This is a genomic window from Viridibacillus sp. NPDC096237 (genome assembly GCF_050278625.1).
GTDB lineage: Bacteria > Bacillota > Bacilli > Bacillales_A > Planococcaceae > Viridibacillus.
The window spans coordinates 1-25008 of sequence record NZ_JBNNTI010000050.1 but is presented as its reverse complement, the minus strand read 5'-3'; the positions used below and the strand labels follow the sequence as shown (position 1 = coordinate 25008).

At 34.2% G+C, this 25008-nt stretch carries 21 protein-coding genes and 1 riboswitch; of the genes, 3 read left to right on the top strand and 18 right to left on the bottom strand.

Annotated features, from left to right (window positions below; genetic code table 11):
- Positions 1-143 precede the first annotated feature (143 nt).
- From ACQKMD_RS19145 to ACQKMD_RS19120, 6 genes are all read right to left on the bottom strand, one after another.
- Complete coding sequence (locus ACQKMD_RS19145) at positions 144-785, bottom strand: alpha/beta hydrolase (RefSeq protein ID WP_427753954.1); 642 nt, start codon at positions 783-785, stop codon at positions 144-146.
- Between the two features lie 250 nt (positions 786-1035).
- Complete coding sequence (metA, locus tag ACQKMD_RS19140) at positions 1036-1944, bottom strand: homoserine O-acetyltransferase MetA (protein ID WP_427753953.1); 909 nt, start codon at positions 1942-1944, stop codon at positions 1036-1038.
- 97 nt (positions 1945-2041) lie between these two features.
- Positions 2042-2149, bottom strand: a riboswitch (SAM riboswitch).
- 177 nt (positions 2150-2326) lie between these two features.
- Complete coding sequence (gene galE / locus ACQKMD_RS19135) at positions 2327-3382, bottom strand: UDP-glucose 4-epimerase GalE (protein ID WP_427753952.1); 1056 nt, start codon at positions 3380-3382, stop codon at positions 2327-2329.
- Positions 3383-3700: 318 nt separating this feature from the next.
- The gene (locus ACQKMD_RS19130; RefSeq protein ID WP_427753951.1) at positions 3701-4834 is read right to left on the bottom strand and encodes a glycosyltransferase family 4 protein; all 1134 of its coding nucleotides are present in this window, start codon (positions 4832-4834) and stop codon (positions 3701-3703) included.
- 304 nt (positions 4835-5138) lie between these two features.
- Positions 5139-5774 (bottom strand): sugar transferase, encoded by a 636-nt coding sequence (locus ACQKMD_RS19125; protein ID WP_427753950.1) that lies wholly within the window; start codon positions 5772-5774, stop codon positions 5139-5141.
- Between the two features lie 398 nt (positions 5775-6172).
- Entirely contained in the window at positions 6173-8185 is a 2013-nt protein-coding gene (locus ACQKMD_RS19120) for a methyl-accepting chemotaxis protein (protein WP_427753949.1), read from the bottom strand.
- A 351-nt stretch (positions 8186-8536) separates the two neighbouring features.
- Here ACQKMD_RS19120 and ACQKMD_RS19115 point away from each other — a divergent pair, with 351 nt between their 5' ends.
- Positions 8537-9712 carry an aminotransferase class I/II-fold pyridoxal phosphate-dependent enzyme gene (locus tag ACQKMD_RS19115; protein ID WP_427753948.1) on the top strand — a complete coding sequence of 392 codons (1176 nt, stop codon included), beginning with the start codon at positions 8537-8539 and terminating at the stop codon, positions 9710-9712.
- A 5-nt stretch (positions 9713-9717) separates the two neighbouring features.
- On the opposite strand, the gene ACQKMD_RS19110 is transcribed toward ACQKMD_RS19115, so the two are convergent.
- From ACQKMD_RS19110 to ACQKMD_RS19070, 9 genes are all read right to left on the bottom strand, one after another.
- Positions 9718-10032, bottom strand: a complete 315-nt coding sequence (locus ACQKMD_RS19110; RefSeq protein WP_427753947.1) for a hypothetical protein — start codon at positions 10030-10032, stop codon at positions 9718-9720.
- 336 nt (positions 10033-10368) lie between these two features.
- Positions 10369-11307, bottom strand: a complete 939-nt coding sequence (locus ACQKMD_RS19105) for a nuclease-related domain-containing protein (RefSeq protein ID WP_427753946.1) — start codon at positions 11305-11307, stop codon at positions 10369-10371.
- A 567-nt stretch (positions 11308-11874) separates the two neighbouring features.
- Entirely contained in the window at positions 11875-12378 is a 504-nt protein-coding gene (locus tag ACQKMD_RS19100) for a hypothetical protein (RefSeq protein WP_427753945.1), read from the bottom strand.
- 162 nt (positions 12379-12540) lie between these two features.
- Positions 12541-13674 carry an acetylornithine transaminase gene (locus tag ACQKMD_RS19095; RefSeq protein ID WP_427753944.1) on the bottom strand — a complete coding sequence of 378 codons (1134 nt, stop codon included), beginning with the start codon at positions 13672-13674 and terminating at the stop codon, positions 12541-12543.
- A complete protein-coding gene (gene argB, locus ACQKMD_RS19090) occupies positions 13671-14450 on the bottom strand; it encodes an acetylglutamate kinase (protein ID WP_427753943.1) in 780 nt (259 codons plus the stop codon). Before argB ends, ACQKMD_RS19095 begins: the two co-directional genes overlap by 4 nt.
- Positions 14413-15639: a bifunctional glutamate N-acetyltransferase/amino-acid acetyltransferase ArgJ gene (gene argJ, locus ACQKMD_RS19085; RefSeq protein ID WP_427753942.1), complete on the bottom strand. Its 1227-nt coding sequence runs from the start codon at positions 15637-15639 to the stop codon at positions 14413-14415. The genes argB and argJ overlap by 38 nt, the downstream gene beginning before the upstream one ends.
- Before the next feature lie 14 nt (positions 15640-15653).
- On the bottom strand, positions 15654-16688 hold the full coding sequence (argC, locus tag ACQKMD_RS19080; protein ID WP_427753941.1) for an N-acetyl-gamma-glutamyl-phosphate reductase: 1035 nt from the start codon (positions 16686-16688) through the stop codon (positions 15654-15656).
- Between the two features lie 779 nt (positions 16689-17467).
- Positions 17468-18673 carry an AI-2E family transporter gene (locus ACQKMD_RS19075; protein WP_427753940.1) on the bottom strand — a complete coding sequence of 402 codons (1206 nt, stop codon included), beginning with the start codon at positions 18671-18673 and terminating at the stop codon, positions 17468-17470.
- Positions 18674-18762: 89 nt separating this feature from the next.
- On the bottom strand, positions 18763-19707 hold the full coding sequence (locus ACQKMD_RS19070) for an LCP family protein (RefSeq protein WP_427753939.1): 945 nt from the start codon (positions 19705-19707) through the stop codon (positions 18763-18765).
- Between the two features lie 112 nt (positions 19708-19819).
- Between ACQKMD_RS19070 and msrA the strand changes: the two genes are divergently transcribed.
- Together msrA and ACQKMD_RS19060 are read left to right on the top strand one after the other, a co-directional pair.
- Positions 19820-20347, top strand: coding sequence for a peptide-methionine (S)-S-oxide reductase MsrA (gene msrA / locus ACQKMD_RS19065; protein WP_427753938.1), 528 nt, complete (start codon positions 19820-19822; stop codon positions 20345-20347).
- A gap of 135 nt (positions 20348-20482) precedes the next feature.
- Complete coding sequence (locus ACQKMD_RS19060) at positions 20483-21388, top strand: AEC family transporter (protein ID WP_427753937.1); 906 nt, start codon at positions 20483-20485, stop codon at positions 21386-21388.
- Between the two features lie 636 nt (positions 21389-22024).
- Here ACQKMD_RS19060 and ACQKMD_RS19055 read toward each other — a convergent pair.
- The 3 genes from ACQKMD_RS19055 to ACQKMD_RS19045 form a co-directional block, all read right to left on the bottom strand.
- A complete protein-coding gene (locus tag ACQKMD_RS19055; RefSeq protein ID WP_427753936.1) occupies positions 22025-22327 on the bottom strand; it encodes a DUF3784 domain-containing protein in 303 nt (100 codons plus the stop codon).
- 805 nt (positions 22328-23132) lie between these two features.
- Positions 23133-23618 carry a peptide ABC transporter substrate-binding protein gene (locus ACQKMD_RS19050; RefSeq protein ID WP_427753935.1) on the bottom strand — a complete coding sequence of 162 codons (486 nt, stop codon included), beginning with the start codon at positions 23616-23618 and terminating at the stop codon, positions 23133-23135.
- Between the two features lie 743 nt (positions 23619-24361).
- Positions 24362-25008, bottom strand: a 647-nt coding sequence (locus ACQKMD_RS19045; RefSeq protein WP_427753934.1) for an IS1380 family transposase, incomplete at its 5' end; no start/stop codon positions are given.

The following is a 25008-nucleotide window of genomic DNA, read 5'->3' as shown; positions in this document are numbered from 1 at the left end:
ATCCATTATAAAGGACTTTTTTTATGCACAAAACAAGATTATTGAACATTTTGAGTATTTTTAAAATTAAAGTTATTTTAATGCAACGCTAGTGAATTATTATAGAAATAAAAAAAGCCATGAGCGACGCTCATGGCTTTTAGTTAAGAGATTTGTTCTTTTAAGAAAGTAACTAAATCCAAATGATTGGCTGGTGTAACACCGTGTCCGTCTGGATAACTCTTAAAAGTGACAGCTGCACCTAGTGACTCAAAGAATTCCTTACTTTCAACGCCCCACTGATGTGGTAGAACATAGTCATATTCCCCGTGTGAGATAAAAATCGGCAGATGTTCTACTGATTGTTTATGATATTCGTTTTTCACGAAATCAGGAACATAACCGCTTAAAGCGACAACAGCTGTTAATTTGTTACCTAAAACAAATGCTAATGATTGTGCTAAAATTGCTCCTTGGCTAAAGCCCATTAATACAATTTTTTCTAAATCAATATTATAAATAAACGATGCTTCTTCTATAAATTCTCGAATAAAATGAGCGACTTTATCAAATACTGGACGTTCTGGTGCTCCTATGTCCTGAATCGTAAAGAAGGCATAACCAGGTTTATGTGTAATAGGACCACGTAAACTAAAGATATGACAATTATCTTCGAAATCTGCTACTAAGCCAGGTAAGTCTTGCTCATTACTTCCCATTCCATGTAATAAAAAAATGGCTGGGTATTTTTTAGTTGAATCCATATTTTTTGGTTCTGTATGAATAAATGTAAAAGGTGAGTTCATTTATTGTCTTCCTTTCGAGATAAATTACATTTATCATAGCATAAAGTATGCTTTGAAAGTGCATACCTTAAGATTTTAAAAGAAAATGGTCTTTACATACAAAAGAAGATGGGGTTATCTAATAAATCCGATTTCGACTCATTGTCGCTCCATTTTAAAAACCAAGAATGTTGATTTAACAGCATTCTTGGTTTTTTATTTACTTCATTTTGGATGATTTAGCCCTTTTGAGACAGCCCCATCTATTTTATTATTCCCACTCAAATGGTGTTTCCTGATAAACATAATAGTTCAGCCAGTTAGAGAACAATAAATGCGTATGGGAACGCCAAGTATTTATTGGCAGCTTTGTAGGGTCATCATTAGGGAAATAGTTTTTTGGAACCTCTATATCCAAACCTTTTGCAACGTCACGTGAATATTCATCTGCCAATGTATGAGCATCGTATTCTAAATGCCCAGTAATCATGATGTGTTTTTCATCTTCTGACATCACAATAAATACTCCAGCATCATCAGAAGCTGACAGTAGTTTTAGCTTTGGATGGGATTCAACTTTTTCGATAGATATAGAAGTATTTCGTGAATGTGGTGCAGTAAAAATATCATTAAAGCCACGAACAAGCTTCACAGTTGGATCTGTGATTGTATGATCATAAATACCTGAGCATTTCTTAGCAAGAGGGAATTTACCAATATCATAGTGATGATAAAGTGCAGCTTGGGCACCCCAACAAATATGTAATACAGATGTAACATTTGTTTTTGTCCAATCCATAATACTAACGATTTCTTCCCAAAAATCAACATCTTGAAATTCCATTAGTTCAATTGGTGCACCCGTTATAATCATGCCGTCAAAGCGACGGTGTTTAACATGTTCAAAAGTCGTATAAAATGATTCTAAATGCGTTTCACTAACATTTTTTGAAACATACGTCGCTGTATTTAAAAATGTTACATTTACTTGTAGAGGTGTATTACCTAATAGACGTAACAATTGAAGCTCTGTCTTCTCTTTTTCTGGCATTAAATTCAAAATCAATATATTTAAAGGACGAATATTTTGGCTTTTTGAACGCTCCTCTTCCATTATGAAGATTTTTTCCTCTTTTAGTAATTCCGTTGCCGGAAGGTTTTTCGGAATATTAATTGGCATAGCGACTTCTCTTCCTTTCCCTCATGTCTGTTATGTATTCTCATATTAAAAGCCCTCATTCTATGGATAAGAATGAGGGCTAACTTAATACGCTCGTTTCTTATCTTCCAAGACAAATGTCTTGTAGGACTTAGCACCTTTCTGATTGAATCAGAGGTTGCTGAAGCTTCACAGGGCCTTATCCCTCGGCTTCTCTTGATAAGAATATTTATTTACCTTAATCCTACCATCAAATTGTCAGATAAGCAAATATTTCTGCCAATTTAATGATAGGAAATAAGCCCTTATAGATTTCCTATAGGGCTTAGCAGTAAATATTTTAAATCCTATTATTTAAGTATGTTTAATATAGCATAGACGATATTCTATTTTTATACAACAACTACAAGTCAGTTAAGTATACCAACTGACCTTCTCTTATATTCCCGACTTTATAACCATTTGGATTATTTCTTTGCCATCTCCATGCATCTCGACACATATCTTCTAACGTTTTTTCTGCAGCCCAATTCAGTTGTTGCTTTGCTTTTGTAGCATCAGCATAGCTAATTGCAACATCACCTTTACGCCGATCGCTTATTAGATATGGTATTGGTATACCTGATACATATTCGAATGTTTTTACAACTTGTAAAACGCTATACCCCTCACCAGTTCCTAGATTAAATACTCTCCAACCATACTTTTCTTTTAAACTTTCCAATGCCTTTACATGACCCTTTGCCAAGTCTACTACATGAATATAATCACGTATCCCCGTTCCATCAAGCGTCGAATAATCATTTCCGTAAATATCCAAAAAAGGTAATTTACCTGTTGCAACTTGGGTAATATATGGCATCAAATTATTTGGAATTGTGAAAGGATCTTCTCCTATCATGCCACTTTCATGTGCTCCAATTGGATTAAAATATCGTAATAAAACGATTGAAAAAGAATGATTAGATTGTGCAAATTCATATAAGAATTTTTCTACAGCTAACTTTGTTGTACCGTAGGGGTTTTCTGTTTTTAAAGTTGCGGTTTCAGGGATTGGACATTGTTCAGGAGTGCCATAAACAGTTGCTGATGAACTGAAAACTAGTTGATGTACTTTGTACTTATTCATCAGACTGACTAGTTGGATCGTGCATACTAAATTTTGCAGGTAGTATTTGATTGGGTCGTTGAGGGATTCTAAAACTGATTTGGAACCAGCTAAATGGATGACACTATCAATTGAATAATTTTGAAATACCTTTTCAAATTCTTCTTGGTTGCAAATATCTATGGGAAGAAATATTATTTTTTTCTTTGTAATGGCTTCTAAACGATTGATTACTTCCATATCGCTATTTGAAAAATTATCTACAATAATAATTTCATGACCAGTTTGTATTAACTCAATACAAATATGTGAGCCTATGTACCCTGCTCCACCAGTTACTAAAATGTTCAATAGTTCTCTCCATTTCTTATTTTCTTTGAATTACTATTAATTTTATTCCTTCTTGAACGAGACGTTACTTGGATAATCCCCTCCTTTATTGCAAACATTTTGACACTTGTCTCATTAAGGAACTGGAAATTGATTATGTTTTTGGAGTATGAATATGCCTTTAAATCATGTTCGAGAAACTGTATGATTTTCGTCTATATTTTTTTGAAGATCTAATGCAATATCCAGATATATTTACATTACTATTAAATTATCTATATTAAAGAATTAACATTTTCCGCTTATCTGACATTATTTTTATGAATTTTTTATACAAGCTTAGTGATGATTAAGTATTTGTAGATCAATTTTCTCTTTCTTTTCATTATGAGCTTGTAAATATTGACTTACCGTCTTGTCATACATAGAGTGAAACGAAAAATTCTCTTCAAAATAGCGATGAGCTAAATAACCTAGCCTTAACCGTAAGGAATGATTTTCTAGAAGTTGATTCAAACAGCCTTTAATTGATTCTAAATCATGATTTACCACATATCCGGTTTCATCATCAATGATGAGCTCTGGTACTCCCCCTACATTCGAAGCAATAATAGGTAACTGAGCCCTCATCGCCTCCAAAATAGATATAGGTAAGCCTTCAAAATCTGATAGTAGTACAAAAAGATCTGCCTGTTGTAATTGTTCTTCGATATCATCTCTAGATCCTAGAAATTTAACTCGATCGGCAATATGATGTTGTAGCGATAACGCTTTTGCAGCTTCCATCTGACTTCCATCACCTATGAATACTAGTTGCCATTCTTTCTCCGTCATTGTGGATAGTACCTCAATCAATAAATCTTGACGTTTAGGTTGCTCAAATCTTGCTACCATAATGATTTTTGGAACTCTATTTTGAGAAAGGTTTTGTCTACTATTACTACTATGGATACCATTATGAATCGTCGTCATATTGTTTTTTTTCACGACCTTTTTTTCTGTGGCAAGTGAATAATCATAATTAGAAACAGTAATGATTTTTGTCGTTTTTAACGCTAGTACCTTTTCAATTTGTTGATAAACCCATCCTTTTAATGGCTTTACACCTTCCGTAAAAGCCCAGCCGTGTGCGGTAAAAACAGTTGGAATATTTAATGAAAAAGCCGCTAATCTACCAACTGCTCCTGCTTTTGATGAATGAAGAGCAACTATATCTGGATTTATACGACGCAAGTTTTCACGTATTTCAAGAAATGCACGAATATCATCTACAATGTGAATTGCCCATTTTAAGTATTGAAGTTGAATAATGCTTATATTCTCTTCATTTAAAGCCTGATGAATGAGATTCCCTTTTGAAGTAAAAATCGTTACATCATGTCCATCTAAAACAAGTTGTTTTGTGAGGGCAAGTACATGTGATTGTGCTCCACCAGCTGTATCTAATCTCGTGATAATTTGAACAATTTTCATTTACTCACCTTTCTTAGATCTTTTTGACATCGAATATCATGATAAAACAAGTAAGAAATAACCCTAATTAACATCCTTTTATGAAACTGTTCTTCAAATTTCCAATATCTTTCTAATAACAATAATTGGTTTGGTAGCTAGATTATCGAACTCTCATAATCACTACAAATGCTTTGTAGAAATCTTCTGGTTTTTAAATTGTAGATTAATTCGGTGTTTACATTCAATCATTGATACTGCTGGTATTGGTGCAGTATTAAGTAACCTTTTATGAGTCGATTATGTATACGGTTATTAGCATTTTTCAATAAGCCCCTTCTCTAGTTAGAACGACGCGAATAGTACGCATTAATATTTTGATATCAAGAAGTAACGAGCAGTTCTCTACGTAATCAATGTCATAATATATTTTTCTTCCGTGAGGTATATTAGAACGTCCATTTATTTGCGCCAATCCTGTAATTCCTGGTTTAACATACAATCTTTTAGCCTGTTCTACATTATAAAAGTCTGTAATTTCTGGCACTTCAGGTCTTGGTCCTACTAAACTCATCTCTCCTTTTATTACATTAATAATTTGTGGCAGTTCATCTAAGCTCAATTTTCTTAGTAGCTTTCCGATTCCAGTCATCCGAGTATCCTGTGAGTTCTTAAAAACAAACTGTTCTGGTACCCCACCTTTCCAGCCATTAACTTTACTCTTCTGAACTTGATCAATTCTCATCGTCCGGAACTTCCATATTTGAAAGTTTGATTGATTTACCCCTGTTCTCTCCTGTGTAAAGAAAATAGGTCTTCCGGATACAATTAGTAATGTAATAGCTATTATTAACATGATAAGCACAATAATAGGCAAAAGAATACTAGAAATAATCAAATCTAATAGTCTCTTTCCATATTTAGCGTAAAACCTAGGTCTATCTATTACGTTTATTTGCATATCAAACCTCCTTTTTTACCATTAACTTCATATTTATCCTATAACAAATATATTAATTAGAGTACTTATTTTAGAATACAAGTTTCATTTTTTTCTAAAATGAATTATTTCAAAGAAGGCAAAAAATAGTGGCAAGTCATTTCTAATCTTGATTTTAAGTGGACTTATTTATACGAAATATATGAACATTGCTCTTCTTTTATGATGAAATCTTAGTTGAGGAGTTTATTTTTCTCAAATCCAATACATTATTCTATTAATGGAATAAAAACACTAAAAGTTTGTAATATTTACATAGTGAAACTGGGTTTAACTCTATAATTCCCAGAAATTTTTTATTATTTTTAGTACAAAAAAACCAAATGCCTGTGCTCTAGACATTTGGTTTTTGTATAAGATTATATTTTGAACTTAGTTACAGAGTTAGCTAAATGCTCACTTAAGTTTGCTAAGTTTTCTGATGCCGTTGAGACAGATTCAATTGAATTTAATTGTTCTATCGATGAAGCACTTACTTCCTCACAGGCAGCAGCCGTTTCTTCCGATGTTGCGCCAATTGATTTAATAACTTCTACGACAGTCTCTTTGTATAAGCTTACCCGATGTACTTCTTCAGAAACATCATGGATGGCTTTTTGCATATCCTCCATTAATGATGAAATAGTTTCAAAAATAGCGTCTGTACCGTGAACAACAGCTTCTTGCTTTTGGAACACCGTCTTCGTCTCCAGCATTTGAGCTCCTACTTGCTTCGATTCAAATTGAAGCTGTTGAACTGTTTGCTTCACTTCTATTGTTGCTCTTGCTGATTGCTCAGCAAGCTTGCGAACTTCCTCGGCAACGACGGCAAATCCTTTACCATATTCACCTGCTCTTGCTGCTTCAATACTTGCATTTAGCGCTAGTAAATTAGTTTGATCCGATACTTCCATTATAGTTTGCATGACATGTTCGATAGAGTCTATTTTGTTTTCTAAAGCACAAATCACGTTCGACATACTAAGTAGATTTGTCTCCCACTCCTGAAATGCAGATTTTAATTGATCCACTTGTTCTTGTCCTGCTCGATTCCTCGTATTAGCTTCTATGGCAATGCTATTCATAAAGTTAGACTTTTGTAGGATCGAGTTGATTTGTTCACTTAATGTAATCGCGTTTTCACTTGCTTGTTCTGCATTTTCCACAGATTTTGAAGCGCCTTCAGCAATCTCAACAACCGCTGCTGTAACTTCTTCACTTGAAGCATTTGTTTCTTCAGCAAGTCCACTTAGATTTTGTGAACCTGATTGGACCTCTGCGGCAGAATCTTTTACGACTCGTATAATTTGTTGCATATTATCAACCATTTTATTAAAGTCAGTAGCTAATTGACCGATTTCATTATTTGCATCGAAACGAGCTCTTACTGTTAAATCACCAATTGCTACTCTATTCATTAATTTACGCAAAATGGTAATTGGCTTCGTAATCTTTGCAATTATTGTTGCCATAGAAAAGAACAAAATAATGAGTAACACAACAGAAATTGCACCAATAATATTACGGATATCGTATGCTGTCTGTTGAATATTTTTCTTTTCAAAGACAGCAGCTAATTTCCACTCAAGACCGGGAACTGTATCATATACTGTTATAAAATCACTTCCTGTGTCATCAGAAGCATCCTTAATTACTCCTTTTTCATCATTTTCATTTTGCATTTTTTTCACTAAAGCCAAATCAGATAAATTTTTACCAGTCTTTTCTGGATGAACGATGGCTGTACCATCTTTAGCAATGATAATTGGATATCCACCAAAACCTAGTTCTTTTTTTGAGATTTCCGAAGTTAACTTAGATAGTAAAATATCCATACCAACTACACCAATAACTTTACCATTTTTTAATACCGCTTTAGCACCAGAAATTGTCGATTCTTTTGTTGCTTTGTCTGTATATGGTTCTGTCCAGAAAATCTTATCTGGGTTTTCAATTGCACCTTTATACCATTCGCGTGTCGTAGGATCAAAATCATCGCCTAGATCTGCTTCAGGTAAAATTTCTAAATGCTTATTTACTAAACCGTAATATACGGAAGTTGTAGCGTCATATAAAGAAATATATTGTTGAAACTGTGTATCTAAATTCTTTTCTAATATAGTCGCCTTTTTCTTATTGTGTTCACTTAACAGATCTTTATATTCCAATACTTCATGCGCTAATGACATTTGTATCAGACCTTTTTCATAGACGTTTAAGTAATTTTGTATAGACGTAGACATCTCTGCAACGAGCACTTTGTTTTGATCCACTAAACTTTTTTCAATTTTAGTGTTGACCGTATATGTGCTTACTACATTTAATAAAGCCAAACCTATAACTAACAATGTTACTACTGTACTAATAACTTTCCACTTTATCGTTTTTACCATTTAGCTAAACTTTCATCCCTTTCTACTCGCCACAAAAGAAGTTATAAATACCCAAATAATTCTTCGTGACCATTTCTTAAGTTCTATGAAAGTATAGCAAAAATATCCTAAATAATTAATACTTTTTTAAATTCTAGCAAAATAATTGTTATTATTAATTTCTTCTAGTTGTATCCATTATTTTAAAACACTCTTTTTATTATATTTTTATTTAAAAATATATATAATTATTGAACATTCAGAGATGTTTTTACAAATTATATTTTTTTCTGTATTATATCTGTTACATAATAGCTTTAGTGTGATAAAATATTTCTTAAAATTACTTTTGCAACTAAGGAGTGCTTGCACGTGAAAATCGAAAAATCAAAAAAAATGGCTATGTTTCCAAAAGCAATATTCGGAGATTTGAAAGCGGCGGCCAATGCGAAAGCAGCTGAAGGCGTTAAATTAATCGATTTAAGCTTAGGAAGCCCGGACCTTCCACCAGATGAAAAAGTACGTAAAGTATTGTCTGAGCGAAGTGCCTTAGCCAGCTCATATGGCTATACATTAAGTGGTACGAAACCATTCTACGAAGCAGTAGCCCGTTATTACAAACGTCGTAGTAATGTAGATTTAGATCCAAGTACTGAAATTATTCAAACAATGGGTTCACAAGAAGGGCTTGTCCATTTACCAATGGCCTTCTGCAATAAAGGTGACTATGTCCTAACTACGAACCCAGCCTATGTAGCCTTTGATGCCGGTATTCATCTTGCAGAAGCCGTTCCTTACTATATGCCTTTATTAGAAGAAAATAATTTTTTACCAGATTTCGATGCAATTCCTGTAGAGGTTGCTGAAAAAGCGAAATTGATGATTCTAAACTTACCAGGAAATCCAGTTCCTGCAATGCCTGACGAAGCGTTTTTCGCAAAAGCAATTACATTTGCCCGTCAATATAATGTCATCATTTTGCATGATGCTGCCTATTCAGAATTCTATTTTGAAGGTGACCGTCCATCAAGCTTCCTTGCTATACCTGGCGCAAAAGAAGTCGGTATGGAAATTAACTCGCTTTCTAAAAGTTTCAGTTTAGCTGGTGCACGTATCGCGTACATTGCAGGGAATGCTGAAATGATCTCAATTATCCATGAACTAAAATCCAATTTAGATTACGGTACATTTGAGCCAATCCAAGAAGCTGGTATTGTTGCTTTAGACAATGCTGAAGAGATTACTAATCGTCTTCGCGCTATTTTTTCAAAACGCCACCATACTTTAATGGACGGTTTGACTAAAATCGGCTGGACCGTAACACCATCAAAAGGCGGCATGTTCGTCTGGGCAAAATATCCAAACCAAGAAATGAATGATATCGATTTTGTATACCATGCTATCAAAGAAACTGGCGTTGTCATGGTACCAGGTATTATCTTTGGAGATGCTGGAGCAGGTTATGTTCGCTTAGCACTTGTTCAAAAAGAAGAATTAATAGCAGATGCTGTTGAACGACTTGCTACATTATCTGTAGTGCATGCTTAATAGATCTAGACCGCAAGAGGGTGATTTCTCTTGTGGTTTTTTCTTTTCAGGCTCCTATTTGCTCTATTCGGGAGCTCATTTAACCTACTCGGCTCTCCTTTTAACTCATTTGCGCTTTCTTTTAACCTATTCGTTCTTTTCAAGCTTCTATTTGCTCTACTCGGGATCTCATTTAACCTACTCGGCTCTCCTTTTAACTCATTCGCGCTTTCTTTTAACCTATTCGTTCTTTTCAAGCTTCTATTTGCTCTATTCGGGATCTCATTTAACCTACTCGGCTCTCCTTTTAACTCATTTGCGCTTTCTTTTAACCTATTCATTCTTTTCGGCTTCTATTTGCTCTACTCGGGATTTCATTTAACCTACTCGGCTCTATTTTTAACTCATTTGTACTTTCTTTTAACCTATTCATTCTTTTCGGCTTCCATTTGCTCTACTCAGGAGCTCATTTAACCTACTCGGCTCTCCTTTTAACTCATTTGCGCTTTCTTTTAACCTATTCGTTCTTTTCAGGCTTCCATTTGCTCTACTCGGGATTTCATTTAACCTACTCGGCTCTCCTTTTAACTCATTCGCGCTTTCTTTTAACCTATTCGTTAATTATCAAATCAAAAAACCCAAAACTTCATACAATACGAAGTTTTTGGGCTAGAGTTTTAACTATTGAAAAGTGGCTCTTTATTATTTAACTTAAATCTCCTGGACTTGGTTTTTCCTAAGGCTATATAGTTACAATTGTTCAATTCTCTTGAGATTAACGTTCTACTATTACACTCTAGAAAATCCATGCATTTTTTTATTGTAATCTCTTCGGCACAAATACTAAACCAATCGTGTAGAGTTTGCTCAATACTATTAGGAATTGCTGTATGGCAATCTGGACAATACCATGTCCGCTCAGAGATGCGGATGCCACTCGTTCCACAATGACAAATGACTCCCTTTTTTACTTGCTCAATTGGTATGTTGTAATTTTCACATAAAGGTCTGTGTTTGTACGCTTTATTATTTACTTTAACAGCATGAATCAATTCATCCAATTGAGCTTCGTTTATGACTACTGGAAGCTCATTAAGTTTTTGTATAAATAATGCAACTTCTTTCGACATGATAAGCGGTACAGTTTTAGGTGGAGTTTTAATAACTGTACGGCTATTTGGCATAATAATTGTTTTATAGATAGGTACTTGCTGTAATTCCACATTTTTTAACCAGCGTTCAAATGTATCTGAAGCACGGAGAAGTTGCATTTGTGGACAATGATATGCAATGGATTGCCCATCTATTTCTTGAATAAGTTGATAAGGTTGTTCGTTGAAATGTAAAGTACCTCGCATATTTTTGATTTCTATTAATAGAATATAGCTTTGTGTAATCAAGATAGAATCGATTTGGGCAATACGAGTTGGAGAGAGTTGACATTCGAAGTTTGGGAAGTAAAAAAAGTGATTGTTAAACTGTACTTCTTGCACCATTTGATCTACTCGACATTCACCATTAAACCCTGCTGTTACATTTTCAAGTTGACGTTTGATGTCTTCGATTTTCTGATGATCTGCGGGGAGTCGTTGAATCAGTCGCTTATGCGCAAACATTTCGCTAGGAATTTGTCGCGTAATGAATATAGACGTAACCTCCTAAACTACCACACCTTTATTTATACCACAAAAATAAACAAAATAGTCAAACAATATAAATCTGTAATAATGTTTGTTAAAAATATCATATAACGATATTATGTTAAAAAGAGTTGTTCTTTTCAAATAATTCAAACGAATATAAATGAGGATTAACATGGATGTAAAGCTAATTCATGAATATGAAGAAAGATTATTGGTGTGTATATACTATTCCTAAAAGTAAAGAATAGTTTAATTTTAAAAAAACATTTATCATTAACTCCTTATGAAAAGTGAAAAACTATAGTTCGTATATTGGTGGTATCTACGTGCTTCATAATAATAAATTATTGGATATTCGTCAGCTATCAAACTCAATAAATGAGAGTTATCGAATACCAGCCAAAGCCTATATATTATCAGTCTCTTCACAAATTCTTCTCTCGATATAGGATTTGGAAGATCAATTTAATTGCCATTATACAATAAATCTCACGTTCAATTACCCAACGTTAATATTACAGAATATTCTCGCAATATAAATTACCCATCCAACAAAATAATCTTTTGCGGTGTAGTTTGAGGTGGTAAGCTACGCGTGCTTATTTTGAAGAATACTGCTATATCATGTCCACCAAGCTTTTCGGCTCCTATACTTTCCTCTAATTTATTCAATATTACTGTTTTTGGACTAATATTTAGCCGTAAATCTGCTTCTACTAAAGAGGTTTCAGCATTGTATGTACCAACTTTGTTGCCAAAGAATAATTCTTCTTCATTTACAAGAACGAGTGTTGGCGAGTATTGTGGTGGAAAGATCAGCATAGCGGGTTGAAGCTCATAGACATAAGCATGAATAAAAAGGCATCGCTTCAGTTCACTTACTAGAAGGGGCTCGTATGAAGTGCTATGAAAAAGTAACGTTTCTTTCGTTAGATTTAGAAGGAATATAGAATCGTCCTCTTGTTTTTTACAAGTTAAGACGAAATGAGATGGTGTTTCGTGTTGTTCGGTGAGTATGCCTTTGAATTGTATAAAATTAGACATGATAATTCCTCCTTTTGTAATTTTCACGAATTACATACCCGGAAGGTTCGTGTTCGACAAAAAGCGAATATGTCTGTGAACCCATTCGCTTATTGTTGAACACTATTTATAGAGGTTTTGAGTAATGAATTGCGATTCACTGAACGCATTAATTCATGCTTATTAATTGTTTAAAATGTCTGCTAAAATTGCAATGGCATCATCGATTTCTTCATATGTAACAGTTAATGGGGGTAGTAACCGGATGACCCCCTCACCTGCACCGACTAGTAACAATCCCGATTCTTCAGCTTTTGTAATCAAAGGTGCTACTACTTGATCGCAGTCTAAACCTAAAAGTAACCCCATTCCTTTTACAGTAATTTTCTCTGTTGCTAACACTTTTGCTAATCGCACTTTGAAATACTCCGATTTTTTAAGTACTTCCCCTAAAAATGATTCTTCAAACACATGATTAAGAACTATTTGTGCAACTGCTACTGCTAGTGGGTTTCCACCAAATGTTGTGCCATGTGTACCTGGGCTGAAAGTGTCGTACATTTCGGCAGTGCCAAGCATCGCACCAATTGGAAAGCCACCGCCAAGTCCTTTAGCAAGTGTTAAAATATCTGGTTTCAATGCGGTTTGTTCATAGGCATAACGTGTACCCGTACGAGCGATACCAGTTTGCACTTCATCTATAATTAGTAATATACCTTGTTCTTTACAAATTTTAGCGATTGCTTCTCCAAATTGTGCAGTTACAGCATTTACGCCACCTTCTCCTTGGACAACTTCTAGCATAATGGCTGCAACTTCACCATTCATTACTGATTCAAGAGCTTGCACATCGTTAAATGGAACATGGATGAATTTATCGACTAAAGGACCAAAGCCTTGTTGCACTTTTGCTTGACCTGTAGCTGACATCGCACCGAATGTTCTACCGTGGAATGAATTTTCAAAAGTTATGATTGTATGTTTACCTTTATGCTTACGAGCTAGTTTGATCGCTGCTTCATTCGCTTCAGCCCCACTATTACAGAAAAATCCGTGTGTCAGATGCGTATCTTTTACAAGGGTTGCTGCTAATTGCTCTTGTTCTGGACTTTCAAATAGATTGGATACATGCCATAATTTTTCACTTTGCTCTTTAATTGCCTCTACTAAAATTGGATTTGTGTGACCTAGACTTAGTACCGCAATGCCGCTCGTAAAATCCAAATATTCTTTTCCTACTTCGTCATACACTTTCGTTCCTTGCCCTTTTACTAAATGAATTGGACGTCTGCTATAATTCCCAAATAATGCACTCATGCGATAACTCCCTTTTTTTGGACCGTTGTACCGACTAATTGTGAACCAACGATTTGAACAGTTGGTATGCCTGCATTTAAACAGTCGATGGCAGCTTGAACTTTTGGAATCATACCATCATAAATATCACCAGAATAAATCCACTCTTTAATTTGTTCTGGATTTACACTGTTTTGAACTTCATCGTTAATTTTCACCCCTGGTGCATCCGTCACGAGTAACAGGCTATCAGCATTCATTGCTAAAGCTACTTTACTAGCAACTGTATCACCATTAATATTAAGCGGTATTCCATCAGAAGACACTCCAAAGCAAGATACTACTGGTATGATTTTTTCAGATAGTAAAGTTTTTAGGAGTGCCGTGTTAACTGCTTCAATATTACCTACGTAGCCATATTCTTTTTTGTCTAAGAATGAACAGTTAAATAAACTTCCATCGTAACCACTTAAACCAATTGCTTTAATACTGGCACCATTCAATTGATGCGTAAGTTCTGGATTTACTTTGCCAATTAATGTCGATTGTACAATTTCAATAGCTTCACTTGATGTTACTCGAACACCATTTTTAGTAATAGTCTCAACATTTGCGTTGGCTAATGCTTGATTAATGGCAGGTCCTCCACCATGGACGATAATAATATCTATTCCAGATTGTTGCATCTTCTTGAAGTTTTCAAAAAAGGTTGTTGTTAAACCTTCTAGCATACTACCGCCTAGTTTAATAACAATCGTTTTAAGATCTGTATGTTGCGTTGATTTGCACGTAGTCATATGTTAGGTCACATCCCCAAGCAGTACCAGAACCTTCACCTTGGTTTAAAGATACTAGAATTTTCACTTCATTTTGTTTCAAATAAACAATAAGATCTTCTTCAGAAAATAGTACTGGTTCACCTTTTTCAACAACCGTTGTAAAGCCAATTTGAATTTTCACATCTGTTGGATCCACTGTTGAGCCACTGTAACCTACAGCACAAATGATACGTCCCCAGTTTGCATCACAACCAAAGATCGCAGTTTTTACTAATGGAGAACCTACAACTGTTTTTGCAATTTTGCGAGCCTCTTCATCAGTCACAGCACCTTCAACCTTTACTTCTATTAATTTCGTTGCACCTTCACCATCTTTTGCTATCATTTTCGAAAGATCCTGCGATACAGCATGGAAAGCAGCTTTAAAAGTTTCCCATTCTGGATGCGCCGGTGTTAACGTTGAATTACCTGCTAATCCATTAGCTAACACTAATACTGTATCGTTTGTAGATGTATCTCCATCTACCGTAATCGCATTGAAAGTCACATCTGTTACTTCTTTTAATAGTAGTTGCAACGCTTGTTGTTCTATATCTGCATCCGTTGTCACATAAGCAAGCATTGTCGCCATATTAGGTTCAATCATACCTGATCCTTTTGCCACACCTGCAATGACAACTTCTTTATCGTCAATAACTACACTATATGCTGTATTTTTTGTAACTGTATCAGTAGTTAAAATCGCTTGTGCAAAATCAATTGCTCCTTCTAACGTTGCAGTTGGCTTAATTGCAGCAATACCTTTTACAATCGGCTCCATGTTCATGATTTCCCCGATTACGCCAGTTGATGAAACCCCTACAAGTTCTTTTGCAATCCCTAATTTTTCGGCTGTCAATTGCTGCATTGTTTCGGCATCTTTATAGCCTTGAGTTCCTGTACATGCATTAGCATTACCAGAATTGACGATGAGTGCTTGCATTTTACCGTATTCTTTCACTACCTGCTTTGTAAGTACTAGAGGAGCTGCTTTAATAACGTTAGTTGTAAACACACCAGCTACATTTGCAGGCACGTCACTTACTAAAATCGCTAAATCTTTTTTCTTATGTTTGATTCCACAGTGTATACCTGCTGCATAAAACCCTTTTGGTGAAATGATATTTTTACTTGAAATTCTTTTTAAACTCTCAAAAGTCGTTATCATATAAGCGCTCCTTTTTAAATGTATAATGGTACTTGCATAAGGCCAGCTGTTTCATCAAAACCAAACTGTATATTCATATTCTGAATGGCTTGCCCAGCTGCCCCTTTGACTAAATTATCAATGACAGAAACAATCGTTGCTCTTCCAGTTCTTAAATCGACTTTCACATGGATATCACAGAAATTAGAACCATAAACTTGATTTGTTCCAAACTTAGTTGTTTCTTTTACAATTCGAACGAATGGATTGTTATGATATTGATTAACTAAACAGTTATAAAGCTGCTCTTCTGTTGTGCCTGATGTGATTTGTGCATAACTTGTTGCTAATATCCCCCTTGTCATCGGCACTAAGGTTGTTGTAAATGTAATTGGTGAATGATTATTTGCGAACATTTTCATTGCCTGCTCAATTTCAGGTATATGCTGATGTTCATGTATTTTATAGATCGCTGTGTTTTCATTTGTTTCACTAAAATGAGTTATCATACTAGGCTTATTACCTGCCCCTGAGATTCCACTTTTCGCATCAATAACTAAGCCATTTACATGAATTAGGTTTTCTTTAATTAATGGTAATAACGATAATAAAACTGCTGTCGGATAACAGCCTGGGTTTGCAATAAGACTTGCTTCTTCAATTTCCTCTTTGTTCCATTCAGATAAACCATATACACTTTGTTCTACAGCATCACTAGGAGCTGCATCTTTTTTATACCATCTTTCATAATCTTCTAAATTTTTTAGTCGGAAATCACCTGATAAATCTATGAATTTCGTTGTACCATTTAATAGAGGTGGTAGTAACTTACTTGAAATCCCTGATGGAGTGCTAGTAAATACAATATCTAGTTGAGCTAATGCTTTTGCATCTATTTTCTCTAAAGGCTGATCATATAGTTTTTTTAAGTGACCGTATTTTTGCGAAAAAATTTCTCCTTCATCAGAAGAAGTGAATAATTTGATTTTTTTAACTTTTTGGTGATTATGTAGTAATCTCATTAGTTCTAACCCACCATAACCTGTTGCACCTACAATTCCGACCTTCAACTAAATCACCTCACGTGTATGTTACAAATCATTATAATAATGTATAAATATAAAGTCAATTGCATTTTTATTTGAATTTCAAACTATTCAGATTGTATACGCTTCCATCATTAATACAGCAACAATTAAAATAGTTAAATAAATTTGTTGAGAAATATTTCATAATTAATGCAAGTTTCATGTATAAAAAAACAGCAACTCCATTAATACATAATAATGGAACTGCTATTTGATTGTATAAAATCACATATCAACGTATTGTAATACTCATTCTTTAAATTGAATTCTTTGGCTAATACTATGACCAATTGTTTCATTATTAATAGCCCTGTAATATTTTCTCGTATTTAAAAAGATCGGTAGACATAGATCTTTATCTCTTGGTTATTTAAGAGCCCGTTTAACTAGATGGAGAAGTCAATCGTAGACTCAATTTTCTCATAAAATGTTCTTGAGGTACTAGAGGATCTAAAGTAATCATTTCAATTTGATCTATTTCAGGATTATTTTTTCTCTTCATAATTTTCCATTACCTCAATAGATTTGTTTTTATGACAAGTGTCGTTGATTGGAGCGAAGGGGGCGACTGCGGAAAAAGCGGGACAGTCCAAGACCCTACAGACGTGTAACGACGAAGAGGCTTGGCGCTCGCCCGCAGAAAGTGTCCACCGTAGCGGAAATCAACGGTCTTATATATTTTTAAAAATAAAAAAGACCGTTGATAAACTCGAACTTCTTCGAGTTTGTCTACAGTCTGAATTGGTAGCAATTGCTACCGATTATTCATCCTTCCAGTTTTCTACTTCATACTCCATAGTAGGATCTGGTTCTTGTCGATTAAACCGTTTCTTATATAAGTAGAACAAGTGAGTTACTAATACTTTGAGAACAGCGTAACCTGGAATACCTAAAACAACACCTGGTACACCGAATAATGAACCTGCTGTTAAAAGAACAAAAATAATTGTAATTGGATGTACATGTAGTGATTTACCCATAACTTGTGGAGAGATAAATTTCCCTTCTACTAATTGCACTATAGTCCATACAAACGCCAGTTTGACCAACATAATTGGTGACGTTACAATGGCGATAATTGCTGCTGGTGTAATAGCAATAATAGGTCCTAAGTAAGGCACAACGCTTGTAACCATCGCTAAAAAACCTAGTACGATTGCGTAATCCATATCGATGATTAAAAATCCAATTGTGATCATGACACCTATACAAAATGCAACGATAATTTGACCTTGAATATATGAGCTAATTTGACGATCAGCTTTATGAAATAGGTGAGCCGCGTCAGTTCTCATACGTGGAGGAAGCATTTTTAATACAAATTTAGGAAGTTTTTCCCCATCTTTTAATAAGTAGAATAAGATAAACGGGACAGTTACGATTGCTAAAAGAATTCCAGTTAAAGTAGAAATAAAGCCTGTAATTCCTGTTGCAAGACCACTACCAAGTTTGCCAGCTGTAACTTTTACTGTATCACTCAAGTTTTTAGTTATTTTTGACATTACTTGATCTAAATCAAAATTATATTTAGTTAAAAAAGTATTAAAAGTCGACCCTTGTACGAAAGATTGGGTTTTATGAAGCAATTCCATAAAGTATTGAGGGAATTCATTGATTAAATTTGTAAACTGACCTTTTAAAAACGGGAATACTAGAATAACTAATAAAGTAATTATGCCAGCTAACCCAAGGTAAATAATCAGAATCCCCCACACACGCGGAATTTTCCATTTCTCAAGTATACGCAGAATAGGTCTTAAAAGATAGTATGCAATCGAGGCTAAAATAACCGGGAGTACAACAGTTTGTAAAAAAACAACAATAGGATAGAAAATAAACGATACTTTTTCATAGATGAATATAATACATCCTAAAATCAATAAGGTTATTAAACCAAAAAGTAAATTTCTACCCCCTAAAAAACGGATAAATCTTGTTGCAAAAAATGATGGTTTTTCTGGTTCCATCCAATCCCCCCTTTGGTGACAAAAAATGCTATATCATTAGTTTACAGGAAGCATTCGTTTTGCGCTAATAATATTATTATACCCCTATATTACTGCTTGAAATCAAGAAAATCTTCTAAAGCTTTATTATTTAAAGTACGATCGATTTCAATGACAGATCCAGCATGAGGATAATTAGCAAATGAATAACCGTGTTCAACTGGAATAGTCAACCTTTCAATATTAAGATCTCCACCTTTTATGATTGATGCCATAAAAGATAATTCGTCTTTAGATGTCATATCAGTTTGAACATAGCCTTGTAAGGCACCTAATAATTTCGGGAAATTCTTATAATTCTCAGGTGATACGACTTCTTTTTTCAATGCTTCTAAAGTCTTCTGTTGACGATCTACACGCCCAAAGTCACCTTGTGCATCTGAACGGAAGCGAGCAAAGCCTAATAATTCTTTACCATTTAGATGCTGTGTTCCTTTTTTCAATTTAACTCCGATGTTTTTCGACATATTTTTATCAACATCTACTTCTACTCCGTTTGGTGCAAGGATATCTACCATCGATTCGAAGCTTTTAAAGTCAATCAATGCATAGTGGTTAATCTCTACATCGAACATATTGCTAAGTGTATCTTTCAATAATTGAACGCCATCTAAATAATAGGCTGTATTTAGTTTATATGATTGATAGCCAGGAATATCTGCATAAATATCTCGCATGAATGATACCATCTTAATGTCATTTGTATCTTTGTTCCATGAAACAAGAATCATAGAATCTGTTCGCGATTTTTCCTCACCGCGTGAATCGACACCTAAAAGTAAAATATTATCTATATTTTTTGCTGAAGCTTCGTCACCAATAAAGTTTTCTTTCTTCAGTTCTTGCCCTTTTGCAAGTTCTAGACCTGCTTTATATTCAGTGTATGCATAAACTCCTACGCTTACTAAAAGAAGTAGTAGCAAAGTTAAGAACACACGTCCTTTACGAACTTTGCGTCTTTTTTTACGCGCTCGTGTTTGTTGATTTTCTTGCATGATGTATGCTCCTTTCAAGTGGGTATGTTTTTCTAGTAGTCAATGTTGTAAACTAAAAGAAGTACAAGATGCCACGTATTCATGACGTCTTTATACTATTGGAGGTTACAACATGGAACAAATTACTAATAAAGCTACATTTGCTGGTGGATGTTTTTGGTGCATGGTTAAACCATTTGTCGAATATGACGGAATACATAAAGTAACTTCTGGTTATATGGGTGGACATTTAGAAAATCCGACATATAAAGATGTAAAAGCCGGTCAATCAGGTCATTTAGAAGTCGTACAAATTGAATTCGATCCGCTGATCTTTTCATACGAAAAATTACTAGAAATTTTTTGGCCACAAATTGATCCTACAGATGACGGAGGTCAGTTCCAAGACCGCGGTGAGTCTTATAAAGCTGCAATCTTCTATCATAATTCGTCTCAACATCAGTTAGCTGTTGCTTCTAAACAACTATTAGTTGAAAGTGGACGATTCAAAAAGCCTATTGTCACTGAGATTCGTGAAGCAAGTGTATTCTATCCTGCTGAAGATTACCATCAGGATTATTACAAAAAAAGTGCCAATCACTATGAAGAAGACCGTGTAAAATCCGGTCGTGATGAATTTATCAATACAAATTGGAAATAACATTAGTTCAACACGTAGTTTACTAACTACGTGTTTTTCTTTGAAAAAATTAAACTTTTTTTATAATAGTATTGTCAATATTTTTCAAAGTGGAATAATAAGAAATATCTAATTAATTCAAACGGAGATGATTATTTGTCCTTATTTCTTATTATTTTACCCGTTCTAATAGTGTTTTCTATAGGCTTTATCGGTCAAAAATGTATAGGTTTTGATATTAAATCAATTTCTACAGCAGCTCTATACTTAATGTCCCCATTTCTCGCTTTTCGTACATTTTATACAACACCTTTGACAAAAGATTACTTATACATAGCGATTTTCGCAATTACGTTAACAATTGTATTGTTTCTCTGTACTTGGGGAATCTCTGCTCTACTTAAGGCTTCACGCTCAGAATTTTCTGCTATGATTCTCGGAGCCGTATTCATGAATAGCGGCAATTACGGAGCACCAGTAGTGTTATTTGCATTAGGTGCCGCAGGTTTTGATATTGCGGTTATTATTATGGTTCTTCATTCACTTCTAATGAATAGCTTAGGCATTTTCTTCGCTTCAATAGGTGGATCACAAAAAGCAACGATACAGCAATCCATCCAAAAAGTCTTGCGTATGCCCCTTATTTACGCAGCACTAGCAGGTATTACTTTAGAATTTTACCATATTACTATTCCTAAAACAGTAATGGACGGTGTTAGTTTAGTCGCTGAAGCGTCTATCCCAACAGTGATGCTCGTTTTGGGGATGCAGCTAGCGGCTATTTCTGCTAAAAAGGTTGATTATCGTTTAGTTTCGGCTGTCACATTTATACGTATCATTCTATCACCGATTCTAGCAGCCATAATCTTATCATTTATGCCTCTTAGCTCTCTTATTAAAACTGTTTTAATCATCCAAGCTGCCATGCCTGCTGCTGCAAATACAACTATGATAGCCTTACAATTTGATACGAAACCTGATCTAGTATCCTTTACGACATTTGTGACTACGATTATTAGTATTGTATCCATTCCCCTCGTGCTCTTTTTCTTAGGAATTTAAGTTTTAATCATCTGATTTATTTTAAAACCATCGCGATTCTAAAAAATATCATCGGACGATTTAAACTATTTAAATGGTTTGATTTATACCTGAAATGCACGATGAAAATCGTAAACCAATGTTCTTAATGACTGCTGCAAAAAAAGACAGACCCAATGCTTAGAATTGATTTCGCAAAAAAGCGTTCATACATATAGTAAAGAGCGCTCAGACTGTAGATAAACTCAAATAAACCCGGGTTTATCTACAGTTTTTTTACTTTAAAGTATATATAAATAGATAAGACCGTTGATTTTCGCTACGGTGGACGCTTTTCCCGGAGTAGTCACCACCTCTACTCCAACAACTACACATGTAATAAATAAAATCTTTTGAGGTAATGCTAAATGATGACGAGAAAAAATAATCCTGAAAAAGTTCAAATTGTGTCAACTGTTTGTTATTAGCAAAATGTACTCAAATTCAAAATTACCAAAAGCTGATACAAAGCCACACCTTAGGAAATTATAGATTAAATTCCATTTCCTACTACAACAGATACTTTTCCGGTAGCAATGTGGGTAGAAAGCGTCGATTCTTAAGACAAATTAAAATCCGCTTACTCCTAGCTATTAGGAACAAGCGGATTTTTTTAGTTTATTGATGCTGCTTTCTTGTATATAGGACTAAAATGATTAATAACAACACCATGATGAAAGAGATTAAATTTAAAAATACATTACCAAAGTTTTTGAAAAATGGGGTAATAAAAAGTAAAAATGCAAATGCTATACAAAACAAACCATTGTTTTTTGCAAATTTTGATTTATTTCCTTTGAATCTTTGACCATTATATCCTGCAACCAATTCAACATCTTCTTTTTTATAAATAAATAATCCTAAGACTAAAAAGCAGAGACTGATCAAACTTGTAATCAAAATGTCGATTAAAGTAGCCAAGTTTACTCCTCCTTAGTGCTTATTTTATTTCATTTAATAAAATCTATGCATGGAAGATGTCTTGCTTTTTTATTATATCCTCGAAAAGTTAATGTTATTTAATTGTTTTGTAAATTTTAGTCCATTTCATCATATATTTATGATGAATATTTGAAGGCAATTATCTTTTATTTGACAATTATATTTCATTAGGACAAGTTTTAAATCATCAAATTTAAATAGCCACCCTTAAAATTTCACATGTTATTTACAAAGTATCAAGAACATCTTCCACATCGCCTACTGCTAAACAGCAATAATATAATTACCAAAAAATCCCACCCCTCTACCTAATTTAATATATGGAAATGGGGTTTCTTCATTTTTGAAATATACTCATTAGATTATGGCAGGAAATTTTTTGGAATGAAAATTTCATTTCAGATGACGTTTCCTGTTCTTATGAGGTAGAACTTTGCCACATATCGATATTAACCCATATGTTCGAGGCATATACATTTCCATCCACTTCATGACATTTCACCCTCCTTTTATTCCTGCACGAAATTTTCTTTCCCAAAAGAAACTTTGTTATAGTATATTACCATTTCCCTTTTTTGTTCACTGCTTTTAAAGAATAAATAAGGTGCAAAATTAAAGAAATTACATTTTTTAAATAAAAAACTCCTTTTTTCATTAGATATATCTAATGAAAAAAGGTAGTTCAATTAGTACTTTTTATTATATTAAACTTCAGATAGAAGTACCTATTCAAAAGAGGTTCGCCTCGCTTATTAAATAGCTAGTTTATGAAATAACACCTATATTAGCTTACCCAAGTTTCCTTTGATTCTTTAATTCGCCAATTACCATCTTTGTAGTGAACTGTACTTTCTACACCAATAGCTCCTTTTCCTGATCTGTATTTCGAACCATTAAAGAAGACATTGTTTTTCACGTTAAAATATACTGTTTGAACTGTTAGAAGTACTCCATCCAAAACCATGGTATCTTGATTATAGTATCCTTTTTCCTTTAATTCATCGAAGGTAGCATCCATTACTGGGACTTTATACTTTTCTTCAAAAAAGTCTAGAATAGATTTTTTCTGTTTTTCATTCACTTCATCAAAATTACTCATATCAATAGCTATAAATTCCATATCTTCATTCAATGATTCGTCTTTTTCCATAATAGCGTTTAAAGCAATGCTATATAGTTCACTTGCATGTTCTTTCGGAGTTACTGCAGTGTCACAAGCAGTAAGAAATAGGGCTAGCATAAATAAAAATGCGGTAAGCTTAAATTTCATGTTCCTCCCCCGTTCATATAAGTAACCTCACTAACTAGTTAATTTATTCTAATTTTATTGTATCATATATTAAATCTCATTCTACCTAATACCTCTTTCAATATGGAAGTTTGAAAAGAGAAATGAAAAAATAGTAGCTGAATATAAAAAATCTAAAAGAGGATGGTTGGGGACAAAAGGAATTATTCGAATTTACTCTGGCGGTAAAGGTGTAAATTGGTCATGATTTATTAGTCGGACTTTTGTTCAAGGAACAGAGATATAGATATTTCTGTTTCTTTTTTTATTTATACAAGATAAAAGGTACATAAAAAGGCGAAATATTATTAAAAAACATAATACAGGTGAATTTACTATTTGTTACAATATTTATGAAATGAACTAAAGTTTCAAGACTTAAAATGTATTACAGTTAAGTCACTAATTCGTGAACTGCACTTACAATCTCTAGACACAAATAATTAGAGACACAGTTTTTCTATCACAAAATTTACCATAGTTTTTTAAGCGATACATAAAACTGAAACAGATTACAACCCTAAATTTTTAACATAAATATAAAAAAGCCTGAATTATTTATAGTGTTTTAAAGTTTTAAGATTTTCATGAGATTTTTCGTGTGGAGGGATATTTGTACTGAGTAAACACCTTTGTTAGAGAAGCTTTGAAAAAGATATTGAGAGAAAACCGATTTTTGGGCAGACTTCACCCTTGGTCCGAGTTCGATTTCTTAAAAAGACTATTTAGTTAAACTTTAATTGTTGCACTTTGGTCAGGACATCCCAAAAGAAGCGGGTATAGACGAAGCTCGACGATAATTTGAAATGGAGAGAGCGCCCAGATTTCACTAATTTACTCGCTACTTTAATCAGACGTGTACGAATCGTTTGGATTTGAATCCCTTTCATTGCGACGGGAAAACTAAGTGTACGTAGCCAATTTGTTAGATTGTAAGCGAGTAAACTCAACATCATACGTGCCTCGTTCACGAGGAAATCATGGCTTTTCATTTGATCAAAACCAAAGCCACCCTTCGCTTCTTTGATGAAATTTTCCATCGTGCCTCTCTTTTTGTACGATGCGACAATCGCTTGTGGCGAGAAAGTTTCACTGAGATTTGTCACGAAAAAAGCATGTGAAAAGAACAGTTCACCAGCTGGTCTCGTTGATTGAATAATGATGCGACGTGGCGTTGACCAAGAGGATGCCTGATAAATGGATTCCTCGACATAGCTTTCCGTCACCGACACATCGCGAACTTCATGCGTTGGATGCAGTTCTTCTGCGAGTGCTTTCAGTTTGGCGTTCGATTTTAAACGGATGATGTAGTAAACAGCTTCCTTTTCACACAGTTCATACAGGGCAGGCACCGCAAAACCACTGTCACCAC